We start from the raw sequence: 19,275 nt of genomic DNA on the forward strand, positions 1-19,275 counted from the left end.
ATAGAAATCCCCCGTTTATGTGCGAATTTGGCACATAAACGGGGGATTCCAGTTTTATTCCAGCTCAGTATATTTGTCTTTGCGGCCGATGCTCTTCTCGACAGGGTATTTCCGGCTGTTTTTTTCGAGCTTTTTCCTCACAATTTCGTCCAGGTCAAATCCCAGATCATCTGCCAGCATAGCGGCATAGATGAGAACATCCGCCAGTTCCTCCTGCAGCTGTTCGGTCTTGACGCCCACGACCTCCTCATTGCCCTTCCATTGAAATAGTTCCAGCAGTTCCGACGCCTCCAGGGAAATGGAGATTGCCAGGTCTTTGGGGTTGTGAAACTGCCGCCAGTGACGTGCGTCCCGAAAGCGATTGATTTCCTGTATCGTCTCCTGTTTCATGTCCGGCCCACAACCTCCATAAAATGCTCTTTCAATGCGGGATCCTCAAAATAGACCCTGATCCCGCTGATGCCCCTTGTCAGGAGCACATAATAGATCTGCCTCACATATGCGCTGAGTTCTGACAGAGAAAAGCTCTCTTTCGGTGGCGTCCCATTGGTGTCAAAATAGTTCTCCTTGACTGCCGTCACCTTCCCTCCCTGACAGGTCAGGTCCTTCGCGATCACGACACCCACATAGTCCAGGTCCACGCCCTGTATCGCATGGATCGATCCGACCTCATCCTCGCTCCCTGGCAACGCGATCCAGTTTTCATGCGTGTGATTCCATTTCCAACGATGTTCCTCATCCTCCGCCCAGTCAAATTCCGCATAATGCTTATGCCCCGGTTGATAATGGCTTCCCCAGGGACGTGCATATCCGGCCAGTACCCTGCATTGGGCTTTCGGATGATACTGCCGCCGCTCATCCACATAGTCAAACAATTCATGGATGGAATCCACGACGCCAAAATAGGCATTCTCGGATGGATTCTGAAATACACACGGATCAAATGTACGCTCTTTGATCTGCAGGAAGGAACAGATCCCATTGATGTAGTCATCCGCCGTGTAGGTTGCACCCTTGTCCTGAACCCGCACACGGAACTGCTTGGTGAGCATACGCCTTTCCATATGCTTTTCCTGAACGTAATCCTGGAAATCCCGGTATGGAATATCCGACGGACGAATCGCCTGAATGGCGTCATAGAGCAGCACCAGCCGGTCCGTCAGTTCTCCCAGCAGGAACAGCTCATTCTTCCGGGGATCGTTGGGATCAAAGATCCCTGTGGTCACATGATTTTGTTTCGGGCTGTTCCATCGCAGCCGGTGAGCCTCATCCACCACAAGAATATGGAATCGCTTCTTCTGACGGATCAACTGATAAGCAGTCCCGACCGTAATGTTTTTCCCAAGCCCATAGGCCCGAAAAATGCTGCGGGCGGTCTTGACCCAGTTTGACTTTACTACCACCCCTACATTCCAATCATGATGTTCACAGAGTCGGGCCGCCAGGTTGGTCAGCACTACGGTCTTCCCCGTCCCCGCCGTCCCTTCGATGAGAAAGCTCCGGGTCCCCTCTTCTATCTCACGGATCAGCTCAGACTGTTCCTCGGACAGTTCCGTAAAGGGAGAATACTTGAACAGAATGCTGTTGCGCAGACCATCCAGTGACCTTTGACGCACCAGTCCGGCTTGGTACAGTTCCTGTTCCCAGAACGGTGTCAGTACCCGTGCCAGCACTTCCTCCCGATTTGGATAATCCACAAATTGATTGCCCTTCGTTCTATTCCGGCGGACTCGTTTTTCCTTTCGCGGCAAACTTTCCTGATCCGCTGTGAGATAAGTAATCAGCAGCGCCTCCAGGTCATTTTGGGAATTCCCATTCACATACTGGCCAAAGAGGATCACCACTTTTTCAAACTGCCGGTAGTCTGTCTTGGCTTCCGCCATGTGCTTACTGTGCCGCATTAAAAACTGGTCTGTTTGTCCCACATAAAACGACCGCCGCCCATAATAGATGTAGATCACACACCCGAATGTCAAAATCTCCCTCTGTTCTTCACTGCAGTGATCGGTGTCCAGCTCCCCCGCCCGCATAGAAAGGTGGATAACCCCATATTTCTTGCCTGCCATTTAAAAACCCATTACCTTTCTCACATGTTCTTTCGTGTTCTGGTCCCGGAACCAAATATGGACGCTGCTCTTAGCTCGGGTAAGCAGCACCCGGTATGTATTCAGCACCAGTTCCACGATCTCCTGCTCACTGGCCTGACTGCTTCGGATCGCAGTCACAAATGCTGTATCACAGTTTCTGCTCAGATCGATGCACCAATCGTGGATATCTTCATCCCAGCGGAGGTCATCCCACCAGATCACACCAGTATCGTCAAATTCCAGGCCCTGTGCCGTGTAGATACAGCCTACCTGGTCCAGATATTCCTCTTTTTCTCCTACATACCATCGGTACTGTTCTTCTTTTGGCTGTGGATTCCATGGTTTCTTGAAATTTCCTGCAGCTTGTCTGATATGAATATCCTTTATTCTTGTATCAAAGCTCCACTTCCAGCAGAAGGGCGCATACCATTTCACATGGCGGCCCGCTGACCACAGGTCATGGAGGTATCTGTCCAGATCGTTCAGATCCTCCCAGCAACGCAGCTCCAGCGCAGACTGCCGCTTCAACGGCTGCTTCTGGCGGTCATAAAAGAGCTTATCCAGGTCGGAGACATAGCTGCCCAGGTACCCCGCCCGCTTTTGAGATGCCAAAGAGTAGGTGGCGCAGGAAATGCCGTGCGCCTGAGCAAACCGCCGAAAAGCATCCGCCGTCCCCTCTTCCGTTATACGGATCCGCTGCCGGTCGTCCTGCAGTACCACCACCATATTGGCCTTTTGAAACAGGCTGGTCATCGTGGATTCCAGCTGTTCAATCCGATGAGCCTCATCTACAACAACCAGATCCCGTCCCGGCGGGACCGCATCCAGATAGGCGGGCGGCACACCTGAGGCGCCCGCAATGACCAGAGAGAGTGTACGGCTTCTGGGCAGCGCAAAGATGCAGCCGCCCCGGTTCTGCCAGGAAGGGCCGAATTTCTGACAGTAGGCATAAATGGCGTGCAATCCCACCACGGTTTTCCCAGTACCAGGCGGGCCCGAGATGATCATCAGATGCTTGCCGAACTGCGGACTATGGAGCTGATCGATCATACCGCAGATCTTGCGGTTGACCTCGATCTGGTCATCCAGCATGGCTGCGTTTTCTTTTTTCTCCAATACTTTCCTTAAATCCTGAAAGCCGATCTGCCCCAGCACATAGGTGCCGGTAAGAAACTGTTCCACCACCTCTGGCTTCGGCTCGGAAGAGAACAAGCTTCTCAAGTCCGCAGCCAGCAACGCCTCTTCCCCTTTGGTGTAGGTTTCATGCCGCAGTGGCTCATATGCCTGATAACTGCCCTGGAAGAGCTGCTCCTTATCCTTAAAATTATGGAGGAATTGACGGCATCGCACATCCATCTTCCCATCTGCCACATTACTGTGGTTCATCCGCAGATGCTTGGCGTAGGTCAGCGTCTGCTGGACAGGATGGAGCCTTTCCTCAAAACGGTTTTCCGCTCGGGACAGGCAGATAGAGACACTGCTCTCCCGCCCTGCCGCATTTTCTTCTATAGCGCTCCACTGCTTGAGTTCGATGATCAGCACCAGCGGCTTTCCCGTTGTTTTCCCTTCCCCCAGGAGCACGGCGTCGATGCGGCTGCCAATTGGAGTCTGATATTCCAAAACCAATGTCAACGCATCCAGTCCTGCCTGATGCAGAACCTTGACCAAAATCGGAATTGAGTTCTCCCAGGATCTGTATTCTGATTTGGAAGGGTTCCCCTGGGATTCTCGTAGATGGCCGGCAATTTCCTTCCCGCTCATCGAATAGAGCACCCCTACGGTGCTGATATAACTTCCATCTGTTCTGTCCATAACACCCCTCCTTCTGACTGGATCGCTGTTTTTTTGATTATATCACGAATGTTTAGTAGATGCACCCCGCATTCTTTCGCAAAACGCTTTTTTCTTTTTTATGGTCAGTTATATACATCTGCGCCTTCGTGGGATATGCAGACCACACTTAGAGCATTTGTTTCGTTTTACAAAGGAAAGCATCGCTCAAACACGGGTCGATTTTGATTGATGAAATGAGTGATGCGTGATATAATGAAAACAACGATTGACCCAGTGAGGTGCTGCATGAGAAACCAAAAACCTCCCTTTGAAATCACGAACCAAATCATTGACTATGTGGCGGAGATCGCCGAGTTGGTGGGCCGTTTGACCGCTTCCCCTCTTCTTTCCACAAACCCTACTCTGCGACGCGCCAACCGCATCAGAACTATTCATGGTTCCTTGGCCATTGAGCAGAACACCCTTTCCTTGGAGCAGGTGACTGCTGTGCTGAATGGCAAGCATGTCCTGGCAGCGCCCAAGGATATTGCCGAAGTCAAAAACGCCTATGAGATTTATGAGCGGCTGGATGAACTTGATCCCTATTCAGTGGATGACCTGCTGACTGCCCATGGCATAATGACCCGGAGATTGGTGGAAGAATCCGGCGTGTTTCGCAGCCGCCCTGTGGGCGTGGTGGACAACGAAGGGCATGTCCTGCATTTTGGCACGCTTCCGCAGTATGTTCCGGATCTGGTGATGGAGCTGCTAGACTGGACAAAGACCAGCGAGGTGCACATGCTCATCCGCAGTTGTGTGTTCCACTATGAGCTTGAACTGATCCACCCCTTTGCCGATGGAAATGGGCGTGTGGGGCGGCTGTGGCATACACTGCTGCTTTCGAAATGGAATCCAGCCTTTGCCTGGCTCCCAGTGGAGTCTATCATTCACGACCGCCAGCAGGAATATTATGCGGCCATCAATGCCTCCAATGACGCAGGAGAGTCTACGGTATTTATCGAGTTTATGCTCTCAGCCATCAAAGCATCGCTTGTAGAGGTGATTAACACAAGCAGAGGAATGAGCGATGGTAAGATGGATAAGGTCACACTCCGTTGGAACAAAATTCAGGAGTATCTCAAAACTCACGACTATATCATGAACGCCGATGTTCGAGAATTGTGCGGGGTGTCGGCGGCTACAGCAAATCGAATTTTGGCTGGATTAGTTGTAAATAGTAAACTTATAAAATACCGTAAAAATGGTCATTGGGTATATAAATCATTAATCTAATAGTAACTTACAAAAAGGAGCATAAAATGAAAGATTCACAACGCTTTTTAGAAAGACATCCAAAATTAAATTTATTATTTAGTTTAGTTTTATTCTTAGTGATGGTTGCGGGTAGTTGCATCTTGATTCGTAGTATTTTATCTTGGTTATTCAATACAGCGGAAAAAGCATTCTCTCTTCTTAAAAGTATATCAACCTCTTTTGATGCAGTTGTTATTGTTGCATTAATCACTGGGACGGTATCCCTTGTTAGCGTTATTATAAGTTCTATCGTGTCAAAATTTATTGAGTATAAGAAAAATCGGCAAGACTACTTAGCAAAAAAGCGTGAACAACCGTATGGCGAATTTGTAGAAATGCTTTATAAAGTTCAGCAAAACGGGAAAAAAGAGGGAAGTTATACTCAAGAACAAATGATTGAGGATCTATCTAAATTCTCCAAGCAAATAACTCTTTGGGGATCTTCAAAGGTTGTAAAAAAATGGGTGAAATTTAGAGAAAACGGAACTAAGCCAGATGCTGGTAAAGCTAACCTTTTTTTAATGGAAGACATTATGAATGAAATGAGGAAAGATTTAGGCTTGAAGAAAGTTAAAAAGGGTGATTTATTGGCATTCTTTATTAACGATATAAAAACTGCTATGAAAAGGAAATAAACTATTCGTATATGCGCTTACATCTATATAGGGAACTAAAATGAAAAACAAAAAAACTCCTTCAAATTACTCCTTGGTAATATTTGTTATTTCGTCGATTATATAAGTACAGCTGTATCATTATTTGCATTAGAAAACGTCCAGACAGTTACTCGAATACCAACTTGAACAAGAGCGGCTCCCCCGCATTGTAGCTTTAAATTACAAATTGCCCGTGGAGATTGTGAATGTTAATGGAAATTATATAGACTTTTCTTGTATTTCAAATGACGTATACCCCATAAAAATTCCTGTTTATAACGTTGGTGTTGGATTTGCTCAGAATTGCAGTATTGTTTGGGACAAAAAAAGTATAAATGATGAATGTGCTAATATAGTAAATCTTTTGTCGTCTACTATTGCTGTTCATGAGTATGATCAGTCTGAAGTCGATAATGAATCTGGTATGTACTGGGCATCTCAAGATTTTATTTTTTCAATGCTAAACCAGGAATATACCACCGTTAGGTGTCGTAAATACTTTTCTTCAAATGACTGGCTTGGATATGATTATGAATTTGCAGAAATTAACTTAATGTGCGATGATATTCACATTCCATATATATTCCCCGTTTTAAATCAATCCACTCCATCGTATGTAGAAATTTCAGATGGGTTATCAATCCTCCTGTTAGGAATTGCAAATCAAGGAATTTCCGCTCTTAATATCATTTTGTTTTGAAATAAATTATCAAGATTTAATTGGTCTAGAATATTCTCACTCAATTAAAGTCGAATTGCTCTTAAATACTCAAGAAAACACAAATGAAAAATTCTTCGAAGTATCGTTCGAAGTCAATGGAGCAGAATACTGATGAACAGCCGCTTATCTTCCTAAAATTTTTGCCGTTTATAATAAGCGCGAAGCTACCCCAGTTACATACGAAGCCCGGAAAGCCTGTCTACATCAGGCTTTCCGGGCTTCGTTTACATTAGCGGCGTCGCTATACATAGGAGCGGCTGATGCCGCACAGAGACGCGATTTCCCGTTGGGTGCGAGGCGGGCGGTCATCCAGTCCATATCTCAAGGTAATGACAGTGCGCTCTCTGGGTGTCAGGCAGGTATCAACACAGCGGCGGACCCTTACGCAGGCATCCCTGGTATCCAACTCCTCCAGCATATTATCGTCTACGGCGATTACATCCATTAGGGACAGGGAACCGCCCTCTCCCGCAGACTCCAGAGTATCCGCCAGAGAGACCTCGCCCTGGAGCTTGCGTTGGGAGCGGAAGTGCATCAGTATCTCGTTTTCTATACATCGGCTGGCATAGGTCGCCAACTTTACGTTTTTGTCCGCCTTAAATGTAGATATCCCTTTGATAAGCCCGATAGTCCCAATGGAGATCAGATCGTCCTGGTCCCCGGTTTGGGCATAGTATTTTTTCACGATGTGAGCTACCAGGCGAAGGTTGTGTTCCACCAGCAGATTTCGGGCCTCCAGGTCACCCTGGGCGCACCGTTCCAGATATTCCCTCTCCTCCGCCGCTTTTAGTGGACGGGGAAACGAACCTCCACCTCCGGACAGCCGAAGGGTAAAAAAAAGTCCGTTCATCATCAGATAGATCACAGGCGACAGCATAATCGATAACACCTCCGCCCCACTCTATTCCCGCTCTGCCCGTCCCCATTCCCCAAATATCTCTCCTGTTCTGTCGGACAGGCCAAATCTCTCCGAGGATCCCGCCTCCATCTCAGTTCTCCTCCCTTCATACCCTACAAATTCCTGGAGATTTCCTCTCCTTTTTCTCCGTTTTCTTCAAAATTTTTGAAAAATTTCAAGAACTCCTTTACCTGCCCCACTTCTTCTTATATAATTTATAATGTTAAGTTTGTGTAAAATTTTGGAGATGAGGACAGGGTGTCCTCATGGGAGGAAAGAAAATTGGGGATTCGTGATGTCATTGCCCTGCTGGGCGCCCTGGCCATCTTCCTGTTCGGTATGTCAACCATGACTTCCGGCCTGGAAAAACTGACTAGTGGAAAACTTGCTTCCCTTTTGGAGAAGCTGACTGATAATATTTTTAAAGGTGTCCTGCTAGGCGCAGTGGTGGCTGGTATGGTCCACTCCTCCGCGGCTACTACCGTTATGTGCATCGGGTTTGTCAACGCTGGCATTCTTAAGCTGCGGCAGGCTGTCGGCGTCATCATGGGGGCCAACATCGGCACCACCATTACAGCCCAGATCCTGCGGCTGGGCGGCCTATCCGATGAAAATTTGTTTTTGGCTCTCCTGAAGCCTGAGATGCTAGGACCACTGACCGCCTTTGTGGGGATTCTGTTTTTCTCCTTCTTCAACAGCGGCCGCAAAAAAACAGTAGGTCAGATCCTGATCGGCCTTGGGCTGCTGTTCATCGGTATCAAATCCATGGAGAGCGCCCTAGCCCCCTTGACTGAGCTGGAGGCCTTCCAGCAGCTGTTCATCCGCTTCTCCAACCCGGTACTGGGCATCGCTGTGGGTGCGGCTATCACGGCTTTGATCCAGAGCTCCACCGCCTCTGTGGCTATTCTACAGGCCCTTTCCGCCTCCGGCGTGGTCACATTTTCCACCGCCCTGCCAATCATCATGGGCCAGAACATCGGCACCTGCGTCACTGCCATCTTGTCCAGCATCGGCGCCAGCCGGAACGCTAAACGGACCGCTGCCGTCCACCTATACTTCAATGTGATCGGCACCGTGTTCTTCCTGGTGGTGTTGTACGGTCTCAACGCCCTGATAGGACTGCCTTTCTGGCAGGATGTCATGGACTATGGCTCCATCGCGAACCTGCATTCCTTCTTCAATATCGCTTGTACTGCCCTTCTACTGCCTTTTAACCGGCAGTTGGTCAGCCTGGTGGAATGGACGATCCCAGACTCCGGTGCCGCTGATCCGGTAGCCACGGTGTTAGACCCCCGCTTCTTGTCCACTCCGTCAGTAGCTCTGGAACGGGCACGCACCGTGGTCCTCCAAATGGGTGAACTGGCCAAGAACAACTACCATCTGGCGGTGGAGCTTCTGTCCCATTACGATCAAAAGCAGTTGGATCTGCTTAACGAGCAGGAGGAGGCGCTGGACCATATGGAGAGCTCTTTGGACCAATATCTGGTCCAGCTCTCCCGCCACTCCTTAGATGACAAAGGCAGCGACCTAGTATCCGATCTGCTTCACGCCCTGTCTGATTTCGAGCGCATCGGTGATTATGTAGTCAACCTGTCCGAGTCGGCTACCGCGCTGAACGACGCCGCTCTCTCCTTCTCCCCCAAGGCACAGGCCGAGCTTGACTCCCTGTGCGCCGCCGTAGGAGAGGCCCTGAACCAGGTGCTGGAGGCCTACCGTGCCCACGACGCCTACGCCGCCTTCCAGGTAGAGCCTTTGGAGGAAGTGGTGGACCTAATCACCGCCGCTCTGCGGGAGCGCCATGTGGAGCGGCTGAAAACCGGAGAGTGTACGGTAGAGGTGGGCACCCAGTTCCTGGAGCTGCTAACTAACCTGGAGCGCATCTCTGACCATTGCTCCAATGCCGCCGTCCGCGTCATCCACCAAGCGGCCGAGAAAGGCTCCCTAGTCCGTTCGGACATCCACGCCTATCTCCACCAGCTCCACCAGGGCGGATCACCCCAATTTGACCAGCTGTTCGCCCAGGCCACTGAAAAGTACTACCAGCCCATCTCCTGACCTGTTTTCTACATGGCAAGAGCCGCCCGTGAGGGCGGCTCTTGCTTCTATTTCGCGAGGTCCTGGGCAATCAGCAGCCGAACAGCATCCACCCCAACTTGGATGGCGGAGGAGGTGTCGTGGGACTCCTCCTGATCCAAGCCCGCCTGCTCCCGCTCCTGGTTCCAGATCACATGGAACACAGATCCACACCGCACCCGGCGGCTGGCCGCCACAGCAAAGAGAGCCGCGGACTCCATTTCAGAGGCCAGCACCCCCAGGCGCTTCCATGCCTCCCATTTCTGCTTCAACTCATAGGACACCGGCATCCTGCCTGGAGAATGCTGACCATAGAAGGAGTCCTTACACTGGACCACCCCGGCATGCCAAGGGTAGCCCAAGGTCCGGCACGCCTGAACCAAGGCACAGGTGACCGCAAAGTTAGGGACTGCGGGCCACTCGATGGGGGCGTACTCCCGGCTTGTCCCCTCCATCCGGACAGCACCGGTGGCCACCACCACATCGTTGCTTCGGACAGCCAAGTCGATTCCCCCACAGGTCCCCACTCGGACAAAGGTATGTGCACCGATGTTCGCCAGCTCCTCCATCGCAATGGCCGCGGAGGGTCCACCAATGCCGGTAGAACACACCGACACTTTTTCTCCCAACAGGGTACCGGTATAGACCACATATTCCCGGTTGGTCCTTATATGGACAGGCTGGTCAAAACAGCGGGCGATGGACTCACACCGCCCCGGGTCACCCGGAAGAATACAGTATCCCCCCACGTCTCCCGGCCTGCACTGGATATGGAACTGTATGTCCCGCTCCTGCTCATTCATGGGAATGACCTCCTTTTTCCTGATATCTGGTTTATTTTAGCATGACTTTCCACTCGAAACAATATATTTGTGGCGGGCACCTAAAAGCCTATCTGTCAATCTTGACCTTTCTGTGGAACTATACTATAATTGGCCTTACTATAATTGTGCTATTTTACCCCTTCCTTGATTCATTCAGGGAGGGATGGGCCTGTCATTCTATTTACACCGCCATGAAGGAGGTCCTATTTTGAAGCGTTCTATATTCCCTGCGGCCGCAATCTGTCTACTGATTGGTTTTTTATTAGGTGGCATCTTTCCCTTTCCTTGGTCCCTTCGGGAAACTGTTATCCTTCCTCCTACCCCCAGCGCCCTGTCCAACGCTCCCGCCCCTGGCTCTTCTTCTGTCACAGACAGCTCCACCCAGACAGAATCATCTACCCCCCTGCCCCCGGACAACTTTCCCCTGCTCAACACCGCCTGTGCTGTTCTCCATGCCCTGAAAGAGGAGGATTACGGTCAGGTGGCCTCATTTGTCCACCCCGAAAAGGGCGTGACCTTTACCCCGTACTCTACCGTAAATCTTGAGCAAGACCTGACCCTTTCCGCGGCCCAAATCCAGGGGCTGGAAGAGGACCCCCGGGTCTACACCTGGGGCTTTGAAGATGGCCGAGGCAACCCTATCCAGATGACGATATCCCAATATGTGGACCGGTATGTATTCAACCAGGACTACACCCAGGCCAGTGAGATCGGCATCGACCAGATTATGATTAGCGGCAACGCCCTGGAGAATATTACTACGGCTTACCCCGGTTGCCGATTCGTAGACTTTTGTATCCCCAGTATTGACCCAGTGAACGAGGGGTTAGACTGGTGCTCCTTAAAGCTGGTATTCGAGCTGGGAGAGTCTGGCTGGCTGCTGGTAGGTGTAGTACACGGTGAGTGGACGATCTAAAGTCCGCTTCTCTGTCTCTATATGTTCTGAAAAACATTCCCTCCTGCTCTGGTGAAAGCAGAGTATGATATCATACGCGAAAGGATATTTTACATGAAAATCATCATTGTAGGCAGCGGAAAAGTCGGCTTCACGCTGGCAGAACAGCTGGTCCGGGAGCAGCACGACGTCACCATCGTGGATCTGCGGGAGGAGTCTCTGCGCCGGGCCTCCGATATGCTGGACGTCATGGTTATCCACGGGAACGGTGTCTCCACCTCCACTCTGCGGGAGGCCGGGGCGGATACCGCCGACCTGCTGGTCGCGGCCACCAATTCAGATGAGGTCAATATGGTCTGCTGCCTGACCGCAAAAAACATGGGCACCGGCTACACCATCGCCCGTATCCGTGACCTGGAGTACTCCAATAGCCTGGTAGAGTTGCGCCGGAATCTGAAGATCGACATGGTCATCAATCCAGAGAACGCCACCGCCATTGAGATTTCCCGCCTGCTCCGTTTCCCTCCCGCCGCCAACATTGAAACGTTCTTTCGGGGCCGTGTGGAGCTGATGGGCTTTCGCCTACAGGATGGAGATTTTCTCGTTGGCACCCCCTTCTACTCTTTGCCTCCCCAGGTCAAGGAACTGTCCCTGCTGTTCTGTGCTGTAGAACGGGGAAAATCGGTGGTCATTCCCAATGGCTCCTTTGTTCCTCAAATTGGGGACAAGCTGTATCTGGTAGGACGTCCGGAAAGTCTGGATCAGTTTTTCCGCCTGCTGGGCCGATACGCTCAGAAGGTCCACCATGTCTTTATTCTGGGCGGCGGCAAGATCTCTGTCTACTTAGCACGCATTCTGGAGAAGATGGGGATGAAGCTGAAAATCGTGGAATTGGACGAGGCCCAGTGTCGTCTCATCAGTGAAAAATTCCCCAAGTCCATGGTAATCCATGGCGATGGTTCCGATCAGGAGCTGCTGGAGTCGGAGCGTTTTTCCGCTTCTGACGCCTTTGTAGCCCTCACGGACCGGGACGAGGACAATCTGATCATCTCCCTATATGCCATGCAGCAGGGCATACCCAAGGTAGTCGCCAAGGCCAACCGCCAGAATTATGCCGGCATTGCCCGGGCCATCGGTCTGGAAAGTGTTATCTCTCCCAAGGCCATCACTGCCGCCCAGATCCTTCACCGGGTCCGCGGGATGCAGAACTCTCAAGGCAGCGTGATGAATTCACTCCACCGCATCGCTGACGGCGCGGCTGAGGCCATGGAGTTTACCGTGCGTTCTACTACCCGTTATCTGAATGTTCCCCTGAAGGATCTCCGTTTGAAAAGCGGCATTCTGATCGCCGTCATCATGCGTGGGCGGGACATCATCATCCCGGAGGGCTCCTCCTCTATTCAGGAGGGAGATTCCGTCATTCTGATTTCCCGCGGCAGACTCATCCTGGATTTAAACGACATCTACGAGGACGATGGCCCCTTCCCCCACCCTGGAGAGCCTTAAACTTATTTTGAAACTGTTAGGGCAGGCGGAGCTAAAAGGGTTGGAGTCGGTCCTTCCCCCTGCCCTGGCGTCTTTCGGTTGCTTTCCCCTCCTTCTACTGGGGACCTCCCTGATCATCTCTCTGGATGGGTACCCCTTCACTGTCTCCTTCACCTCTGCTTTGGCCAGTTTGAGCAACGTCGGGCCGGGTCTGGATCTGGTGGGACCTACCGGTAATTTTTCCTTGCTGTCCTCTCTGTCCAAGCTGGTCATGTCGCTGTGCATGGTCATCGGCCGTCTGGAAATCTTCCCCATCCTGGTCCTTTTCAGCCGTGAGGCTTGGCGGCACACCTGATCTTTTTTCCCGATATTATTTTCCCGGAGGCCCTATATGAATGTCAAGCTCATCCTGAAACTCCTTGGCCGCGTAGAGCTGCTAATTGCCGGCTCCATGCTGCTTCCTCTGGGGGTGTCTCTGCTCTATGGCGAAAGTCCTCTCCCCTTTTTGACCAGCATCGCCGTTCTCCTGTGCACCTGCCTTCCCCTCTCTCTAATGCGGACTGGGTCTGGCTTTTTTCTGCGGGACGGCTTCGCTGCTGTCGGCCTGATCTGGCTGCTGGTCAGCGTGGCCGGGGCGCTCCCCTTTTACTTCTCTGGGGAGTTTTCCTCCTTTACAGACTGTCTGTTTGAATCCGCCTCCGGCTTCACCACTACTGGTGCCACAATCCTAGCTGATATTGAGGCCTGCTCCAAAGGCATCCTCTTCTGGCGCTCCCTCACCCATTGGCTGGGCGGTATGGGCGTATTAGTGTTAGCCACTGCTATCGTACCCTCTCTCGGTATCCGCTCTCACTACCTGACCCAGGCGGAGAGCCCCGGTCCGGTCTTCTCCAAGCTGGTACCCAAGCAGGCCCAGACCTCTAAAATCCTGTACAGTATCTATTGCGTCCTCACCCTGACAGAGGTTGTGTGTCTGAAACTGGCCGGTATGCCGCTGTATGATTCCTTTATTCACGCTTTTTCCTCCGCCGGTACCGGGGGCTTTTCCAACCGGAATGCCAGCGTGGGCGCTTATGGCAGTGTGGCCATCGACTTGATTATTACCGTCTTTATTCTTCTGTTTTCACTGAATTTCGCGGTCTATTTCCTGCTGCTCACCCGGAAATGGCGGGAAGCCCTCTCCAGCGACGAGCTCCGGTTTTTCCTGCTAGTGGTGACAGGCGCCACCATCCTGATTGCCATAGACATCGCTCCCCTCTATACCAGTATTTGGGAGAGCCTCCGATATTCCGTGTTCCAGGTAGCCTCTATCATCTCTACCACTGGCTTCGCTACCGCGGATTTTGTACTCTGGCCCCATTTCTCCCAGACAATTCTAGTGCTCCTTATGTTCTGCGGCGCCTGTGCCGGCTCTACCGGAGGAGGCATCAAGTGCTCTCGGGTATTGATTCTGCTCCGTTCCATTCGGCGGGAGATCCACCGGGTTATTCATCCCCGGTCTGTCGAGGTAGTTAAGCTGGACGGCAAGGTGGTGGAAGAGGACACACTACGTTCTATTAGCGTTTTTGTCGGCAGCTATCTTTTCATCATACTAGCTGCCACCCTGATCATTTCTTTAGACGATTTTCCCTTCTCCGTATCTTTCAGTTCCGCCCTTACCTGTATCAGCAACGTGGGTCCTGGTTTGGAGCTGGTGGGTCCCACCGGTAATTTTTCCGCCTTCTCCCATCTGTCCAAGATAGTCATGTCACTGTGTATGATTATCGGGCGTCTGGAAATCTTCCCCATTCTGGTCCTTTTCAGCCGTCAAGCCTGGCGACACACCTGATTTTTACAAGCGGCCCGGCCATTTCCTTGGAAATGGCCGGGCTTTTTCGGCTCCTTCCGCCCTTTCTGTCACTGCTATCTTTTTTGAATCTCCCGTTATTTTGACTTGCAATTTTTTTGTTATGTGGTAAAATACTTTTATAACCTTACGATTAAGCAATTTGATTCTATATTTAGAATTTGCTTATCGTATCAAAGGAGCGTGTAAGATTTGGATAGATTGTTCTGGATCGGATTAGTGGGAGCTGCGGTGGCACTGTTGTTCGCCTGGCTCCAAAGCAACAGGGTCCGGGCCTTCTCCGAGGGCAACGACACCATGAAAAAGATCGCCGCCGCTATCCGGCAGGGTGCAAACGCCTATTTGAAGCACCAGTATGCCACGGTGTCCAAGGTCTTTTTCGTGGTGTTTTTGATACTGCTGGCTCTGGCAAGGTTCCATATGCTGGATAACTGGTTTATTCCCTTTGCCTTCCTCACCGGCGGCATCTACTCCGCTCTAGCCGGCTTTGTGGGGATGAAGATCGCCACCTCTGCCAACGCCCGCACCGCCCAGGCGGCCAGCGAGAGCCTGAACAAAGGGTTGAATGTAGCCTTTTCCTCCGGCGCAGTCATGGGCTTCACTGTGGTAGGATTAGGTCTGCTGGATATCTCGGTGTGGTTCCATATTTTGAAGTATGTGGCTCACTATGACGCCGCCAAAATTGCCCAGACCATGGTTATGTTTGGCATGGGCGCCTCCTTCATGGCTCTGTTCGCCCGTGTGGGAGGCGGTATCTTCACCAAAGCCGCCGACGTGGGCGCCGACCTGGTAGGTAAGGTAGAGGCTGGCATTCCGGAGGACGATCCCCGCAACCCCGCAACCATCGCTGACAACGTAGGTGACAATGTGGGTGACGTGGCCGGCATGGGTGCCGACCTGTATGAGAGCTATGTGGGTTCTATCCTGGCCACCTTCGCTCTAGGTGTGGCCGCTTATCCCGGCAGCAGCTGGGAGGCTATGCTGCTCCCCATTGCTCTGGCTGTGGTGGGCATTCTGTGCTCCATTTTTGGCTCCTTCCTGATCCGAACCAAAGAGGGAGCCAGCCAGCGTGAGCTGCTGGGCACCCTGCGCAAAGGCACCTATACCGCCGCTGTCCTGGCCGCTGTCATCGCCGCCCCCTTAACCTATTTCATCCTGGGCAGTTGGGGCGTTTACATCGCCATCCTCTGCGGACTGATTGGAGGCTGTGCCATCGGCTACTTCACCGAATACTACACCTCCGACACCTATAAGCCCACCCAGGGGCTGGCCGACTCCACAGAAACCGGCGCCGCCACCACCATCATCGGCGGCCTGTCCCTGGGAATGCTGTCCACCATCGCCCCCATCCTCATCGTGGGCGCGGCAGTCATCATCTCCTTCCTGGCTGCCGGGGGCTCTCTCACTACCTCTGCTGAAAACTATACCGAGCTGTTCTCCAAGGGCCTCTACGGCATTGGCATTGCCGCCGTCGGGATGCTGTCCACCCTGGGCATCACCCTGGCGACCGACGCCTACGGCCCTGTGGCTGACAACGCCGGCGGTATTGCCGAGATGTCCGGCCTGGGTGATGAGGTCCGTGAGCGCACCGATGCCCTGGACTCCCTGGGCAACACCACCGCCGCCACCGGAAAGGGCTTTGCCATCGGCTCCGCCGCCCTCACCGCCCTGGCCCTGCTGGTCAGCTATGTAGATATCGTGAAGGCCAAGATGGATTATGCCCCTGACCTCTCCCTCACCAACCCAGCTGTGCTGGTGGGACTGTTCATCGGCGCTATGCTCACCTTTGTCTTTGCCGCTCTCACCATGAGCGCTGTCCAGCGGGCCGCCCAGTCCATCGTGGTAGAGGTCCGCCGCCAGTTCCGGGAGATCGCCGGCATCATGGAGGGCACCACAGATCCTGACTACGCCTCCTGCGTGGGCCTTTGTACCAAGGGGGCCCTGCGTGAGATGGTGAAGCCCTCCCTGCTGGCCATCATCGTTCCCATCTTCACCGGTCTGATCCTGTCTGTGGAAGGTGTGGTGGGCCTGTTGGGTGGTGTGTCGGTCTCCGGCTTTGCCGTGGCAGTATTCATGTCCAACGCCGGCGGCGCCTGGGACAACGCCAAGAAGTACATCGAGTCTGGCCACCACGGCGGCAAGGGCTCGGAGCAGCACAAGGCCGCTGTCATCGGCGACACCGTGGGCGATCCCTTCAAGGACACCTCCGGTCCCTCCCTGAACATCCTGATCAAGTTGGTATCTACCGTGTCCATCGTGTTCTCCGGCCTGATCGTCAACTTCCACCTGCTATAAAAACATAAAAACCGCCCCCGCACAAGGTGAGATAACGTAAGGAAGTTACCTCTCTTAGCTATTATCAGATAGCCGAGAGTGATTAGATAGCAGAGATATTTAACAGATATGGGCAGAATTATCATGGGAAGGTCCGTATTTGAGCAGACGGAAGGAACCTACCGCCAAAAGTTGGATTATCTTCTCTCTAACCTCATCATTTCTGAATTCGCTTCTATCGGCATATGGGACCGGCGACACCTGTGGTGCATCAAAGAAAATCTATACCTATCTGCTGCTAGGCGGCAAGCTGAACAGCTGTTTGGCCGAAATAGGCCAGAAAATAAAGGAAATGTTTTCTCGACCAATAATATCAGATAGCTATGCAAGAGAGCATTACGAAAAAACTCAAAGCAGAAGATCAGATGGAATGGATGAGAAAGATGAACTCCATCTACATCTGTACAAAAGAAATATTCTATGACGAACTGATTTATCGTTAAAGGCAGAAAATAGGAGTGCTGGTGTAATGCCAGCACTCCTCAGTCTGTCAAAAGGCACGCCGGAGGCGTGCCTTTTGTTTTTTTGGATAGAAAGACAAATGACCGCTTGAAACGCCAAAAATACGTTTGTTGCTCAAATGGATCAAGTACATTTTTTCAGATATGTCCGTCTAAAAATAGTCCGCTGTAATCTTCGGCTGGTTTACAGGGTCAAAACACACTCACAACAGCGATAATCACTGTTGTGAGTGTGGGCAATGAAACGGGCTGGGGTGCACATCGCCTGGGACGATTCGCCGGATATGTCCAAATCCTTGGGGATCACAAACTTAATGCACTTGACCAACACATCCTTTTAGGAGGGATATAGACAATAGTCTGTAAAAGTCTACTGCACCCACCCCAATAAGGGATGTGGTCATCATGACCTGGTACTTCAAAAGGTAGAAAAAACCTCTAAAATCCAAAAAAATAACAGATTCCACCTGCAGATATTGAAATATCTACATGACAAGGTTTTTTTGTTGGTCAATACACAGAAAAACATACATAATTCGATTGTTTTGTTGACAAATATTCAACATATAAATAAAATGTAGTTATAGCAACAACATACCCAGTATATAAGAAGAAAGGATGTAGCAAAATGTCCATTGGAAATCGAGTGTTCCTAAAACGTCCTATGCCTAGCCGGGAGCTACTGGACGGTTTCGCCGGGCTGCCAGCCGCCAACATCGCAGATACCATGGGCCGCTCCTGTGCCATGAATCCCCGGATCAAGCTGATGAGCGGCTTTCGGGGCATCATGGTTGGGCCAGCTCTTACAGTAAAGGCACGGGCAGGAGACAACCTGTTCCTGCATCAGGCATTGGACATGTCTCAGCCGGGAGATATCATCGTGGTGTCCAACGATGAAGACCAGACCCGTTCCCTCATGGGTGAGATCATGTTCACCTATGCAAAGTACCAGCGGAAGCTGGGCGGACTGGTGCTGGACGGACCCGTCCGGGATCTGGATGCCCTGCGAGAGATGGACCTGCCGGTGTATGCTACCGGCTCCACTCCGGGTGGTCCACACAAGGAGGGTCCTGGTGAGATCAACGTCCCTATCGCCTGTGGCGGCGTCAGCATAAACCCCGGCGATATTATTGTAGCCGACGCTGACGGGATTATCGTGGTACCCCTAAAGGATGCCCCAGTGGTCTTAGAGGCGGCAAAGAAGTTCCATGAGCAGGACGCAGCTAAAGTGGAAGCCGCCAAAAACGGGACCTCCAACCGGGCGTGGGTCATGAAAAGCCTGGAGACAAAAAAGACCGAGTTTATCAACGGAACTTATGGGGAATAGAAGCAATCGAAGCAGGAGGAAGCAAGTAATATGACAATAGATGAAAAAGTTGAACAATTGGCACAGTACCTGCCCAGTCTTCGGGATGTAGCGGATCCGGCTACAGTTCAGGGTATTGTGCAGGTGTGGTACACAGCGCTGGATATGAGCCCTTGGGAAACCTTTGACCAGGCCAAATTCAAAGAGGGAATGGATGACATAACCTTGATCTCTCATGTCAACTCCTCGGTAGAATGCGCCTTGTCACTGGCCCGCATCATCCACAAGTATCACGGCTGCAACTTTGATGAGCAGCGAATCATTATCCTGGGCTTGCTCCACGACGTAGATAAGGTGGTGGAATATGTCTACGACAAAGACGGTAAACTGGTGGTTTCAGAAATTGGCCGAAAAATCCAGCATGGTGTGTTAACAGCGATGCTGGCGCGGGAAGCAGGGTTCGATGTGGATATGCAGCATCTGATCCTAACCCATACCCATGACCAGAATATGAAGCCCATGTGGAAAGAAGGTGTTTTGTTCAACTACGCGGACTTGTGCGACTGGGAAATGACCTGTCGATTTTTGGACGATTAAATTTG

General features: G+C 51.6%; 17 protein-coding genes. 12 read left to right on the top strand and 5 right to left on the bottom strand.

The window, feature by feature from the left end; genetic code table 11:
* Positions 1–54: 54 nt before the first annotated feature.
* From MCG44_RS10795 to MCG44_RS10805, 3 genes are read right to left on the bottom strand one after another with little or no spacing between them, the layout of a single operon-like run.
* On the bottom strand, positions 55–390 hold the full coding sequence (locus MCG44_RS10795; protein WP_240288205.1) for a nucleotide pyrophosphohydrolase: 336 nt from the start codon (positions 388–390) through the stop codon (positions 55–57).
* The gene (locus tag MCG44_RS10800; protein WP_240288207.1) at positions 387–2,066 is read right to left on the bottom strand and encodes a DNA/RNA helicase domain-containing protein; all 1,680 of its coding nucleotides are present in this window, start codon (positions 2,064–2,066) and stop codon (positions 387–389) included. Before MCG44_RS10800 ends, MCG44_RS10795 begins: the two co-directional genes overlap by 4 nt.
* Complete coding sequence (locus MCG44_RS10805) at positions 2,067–3,899, bottom strand: DNA/RNA helicase domain-containing protein (RefSeq protein ID WP_240288209.1); 1,833 nt, start codon at positions 3,897–3,899, stop codon at positions 2,067–2,069.
* A 267-nt stretch (positions 3,900–4,166) separates the two neighbouring features.
* Here MCG44_RS10805 and MCG44_RS10810 point away from each other — a divergent pair, with 267 nt between their 5' ends.
* The 3 genes from MCG44_RS10810 (at position 4,167) to MCG44_RS10820 (ending at position 6,530) form a co-directional block, all read left to right on the top strand.
* Positions 4,167–5,153 carry a Fic family protein gene (locus MCG44_RS10810; protein WP_240288211.1) on the top strand — a complete coding sequence of 329 codons (987 nt, stop codon included), beginning with the start codon at positions 4,167–4,169 and terminating at the stop codon, positions 5,151–5,153.
* A 26-nt stretch (positions 5,154–5,179) separates the two neighbouring features.
* Positions 5,180–5,809 (top strand): hypothetical protein, encoded by a 630-nt coding sequence (locus MCG44_RS10815; RefSeq protein WP_240288213.1) that lies wholly within the window; start codon positions 5,180–5,182, stop codon positions 5,807–5,809.
* A 214-nt stretch (positions 5,810–6,023) separates the two neighbouring features.
* A complete protein-coding gene (locus MCG44_RS10820; protein ID WP_240288215.1) occupies positions 6,024–6,530 on the top strand; it encodes a hypothetical protein in 507 nt (168 codons plus the stop codon).
* A 262-nt stretch (positions 6,531–6,792) separates the two neighbouring features.
* Here MCG44_RS10820 and MCG44_RS10825 read toward each other — a convergent pair whose 3' ends face one another.
* Entirely contained in the window at positions 6,793–7,428 is a 636-nt protein-coding gene (locus MCG44_RS10825) for a sigma-70 family RNA polymerase sigma factor (RefSeq protein ID WP_147571456.1), read from the bottom strand.
* A gap of 303 nt (positions 7,429–7,731) precedes the next feature.
* Between MCG44_RS10825 and MCG44_RS10830 the strand changes: the two genes are divergently transcribed.
* A complete protein-coding gene (locus tag MCG44_RS10830) occupies positions 7,732–9,504 on the top strand; it encodes a Na/Pi cotransporter family protein (protein WP_240288217.1) in 1,773 nt (590 codons plus the stop codon).
* Between the two features lie 47 nt (positions 9,505–9,551).
* Here MCG44_RS10830 and udp read toward each other — a convergent pair whose 3' ends face one another.
* On the bottom strand, positions 9,552–10,325 hold the full coding sequence (gene udp, locus MCG44_RS10835) for a uridine phosphorylase (protein ID WP_240288219.1): 774 nt from the start codon (positions 10,323–10,325) through the stop codon (positions 9,552–9,554).
* Positions 10,326–10,554: 229 nt separating this feature from the next.
* Between udp and MCG44_RS10840 the strand changes: the two genes are divergently transcribed.
* From MCG44_RS10840 to MCG44_RS10875, 8 genes are all read left to right on the top strand, one after another.
* Complete coding sequence (locus MCG44_RS10840; RefSeq protein ID WP_147571459.1) at positions 10,555–11,262, top strand: hypothetical protein; 708 nt, start codon at positions 10,555–10,557, stop codon at positions 11,260–11,262.
* 93 nt (positions 11,263–11,355) lie between these two features.
* Positions 11,356–12,747, top strand: a complete 1,392-nt coding sequence (gene trkA, locus MCG44_RS10845) for a Trk system potassium transporter TrkA (protein ID WP_147571460.1) — start codon at positions 11,356–11,358, stop codon at positions 12,745–12,747.
* Between the two features lie 7 nt (positions 12,748–12,754).
* Complete coding sequence (locus tag MCG44_RS10850) at positions 12,755–13,081, top strand: potassium transporter TrkG (RefSeq protein WP_240288221.1); 327 nt, start codon at positions 12,755–12,757, stop codon at positions 13,079–13,081.
* Positions 13,082–13,117: 36 nt separating this feature from the next.
* Positions 13,118–14,554 carry a TrkH family potassium uptake protein gene (locus MCG44_RS10855; protein ID WP_147571463.1) on the top strand — a complete coding sequence of 479 codons (1,437 nt, stop codon included), beginning with the start codon at positions 13,118–13,120 and terminating at the stop codon, positions 14,552–14,554.
* Between the two features lie 210 nt (positions 14,555–14,764).
* Positions 14,765–16,867, top strand: a complete 2,103-nt coding sequence (locus tag MCG44_RS10860; protein WP_186851944.1) for a sodium-translocating pyrophosphatase — start codon at positions 14,765–14,767, stop codon at positions 16,865–16,867.
* A 404-nt stretch (positions 16,868–17,271) separates the two neighbouring features.
* Positions 17,272–17,349, top strand: coding sequence for a hypothetical protein (locus tag MCG44_RS15170; protein WP_412531160.1), 78 nt, complete (start codon positions 17,272–17,274; stop codon positions 17,347–17,349).
* A gap of 646 nt (positions 17,350–17,995) precedes the next feature.
* Entirely contained in the window at positions 17,996–18,694 is a 699-nt protein-coding gene (locus tag MCG44_RS10870) for an RraA family protein (RefSeq protein ID WP_240288225.1), read from the top strand.
* Positions 18,695–18,751: 57 nt separating this feature from the next.
* Positions 18,752–19,270, top strand: a complete 519-nt coding sequence (locus MCG44_RS10875) for an HD domain-containing protein (RefSeq protein WP_240288227.1) — start codon at positions 18,752–18,754, stop codon at positions 19,268–19,270.
* Positions 19,271–19,275: the final 5 nt, after the last annotated feature.

It is taken from the genome of Lawsonibacter sp. OA9 (genome assembly GCF_022440585.1).

Bases quoted from the DNA above. Each gene is read 5' to 3' on its own strand.
- MCG44_RS10795 (WP_240288205.1), bottom strand. From the start codon at position 390: ATGAAACAGGAGACGATACAGGAAATCAATCGCTTTCGGGACGCACGT.
- MCG44_RS10800 (WP_240288207.1), bottom strand. From the start codon at position 2,066: ATGGCAGGCAAGAAATATGGGGTTATCCACCTTTCTATGCGGGCGGGG.
- MCG44_RS10805 (WP_240288209.1), bottom strand. From the start codon at position 3,899: ATGGACAGAACAGATGGAAGTTATATCAGCACCGTAGGGGTGCTCTAT.
- MCG44_RS10810 (WP_240288211.1), top strand. From the start codon at position 4,167: ATGAGAAACCAAAAACCTCCCTTTGAAATCACGAACCAAATCATTGAC.
- MCG44_RS10815 (WP_240288213.1), top strand. From the start codon at position 5,180: ATGAAAGATTCACAACGCTTTTTAGAAAGACATCCAAAATTAAATTTA.
- MCG44_RS10825 (WP_147571456.1), bottom strand. From the start codon at position 7,428: ATGCTGTCGCCTGTGATCTATCTGATGATGAACGGACTTTTTTTTACC.
- udp (WP_240288219.1), bottom strand. From the start codon at position 10,325: ATGAATGAGCAGGAGCGGGACATACAGTTCCATATCCAGTGCAGGCCG.
- trkA (WP_147571460.1), top strand. From the start codon at position 11,356: ATGAAAATCATCATTGTAGGCAGCGGAAAAGTCGGCTTCACGCTGGCA.
- MCG44_RS10855 (WP_147571463.1), top strand. From the start codon at position 13,118: ATGAATGTCAAGCTCATCCTGAAACTCCTTGGCCGCGTAGAGCTGCTA.
- MCG44_RS15170 (WP_412531160.1), top strand. From the start codon at position 17,272: ATGGAATGGATGAGAAAGATGAACTCCATCTACATCTGTACAAAAGAA.
- MCG44_RS10870 (WP_240288225.1), top strand. From the start codon at position 17,996: ATGTCCATTGGAAATCGAGTGTTCCTAAAACGTCCTATGCCTAGCCGG.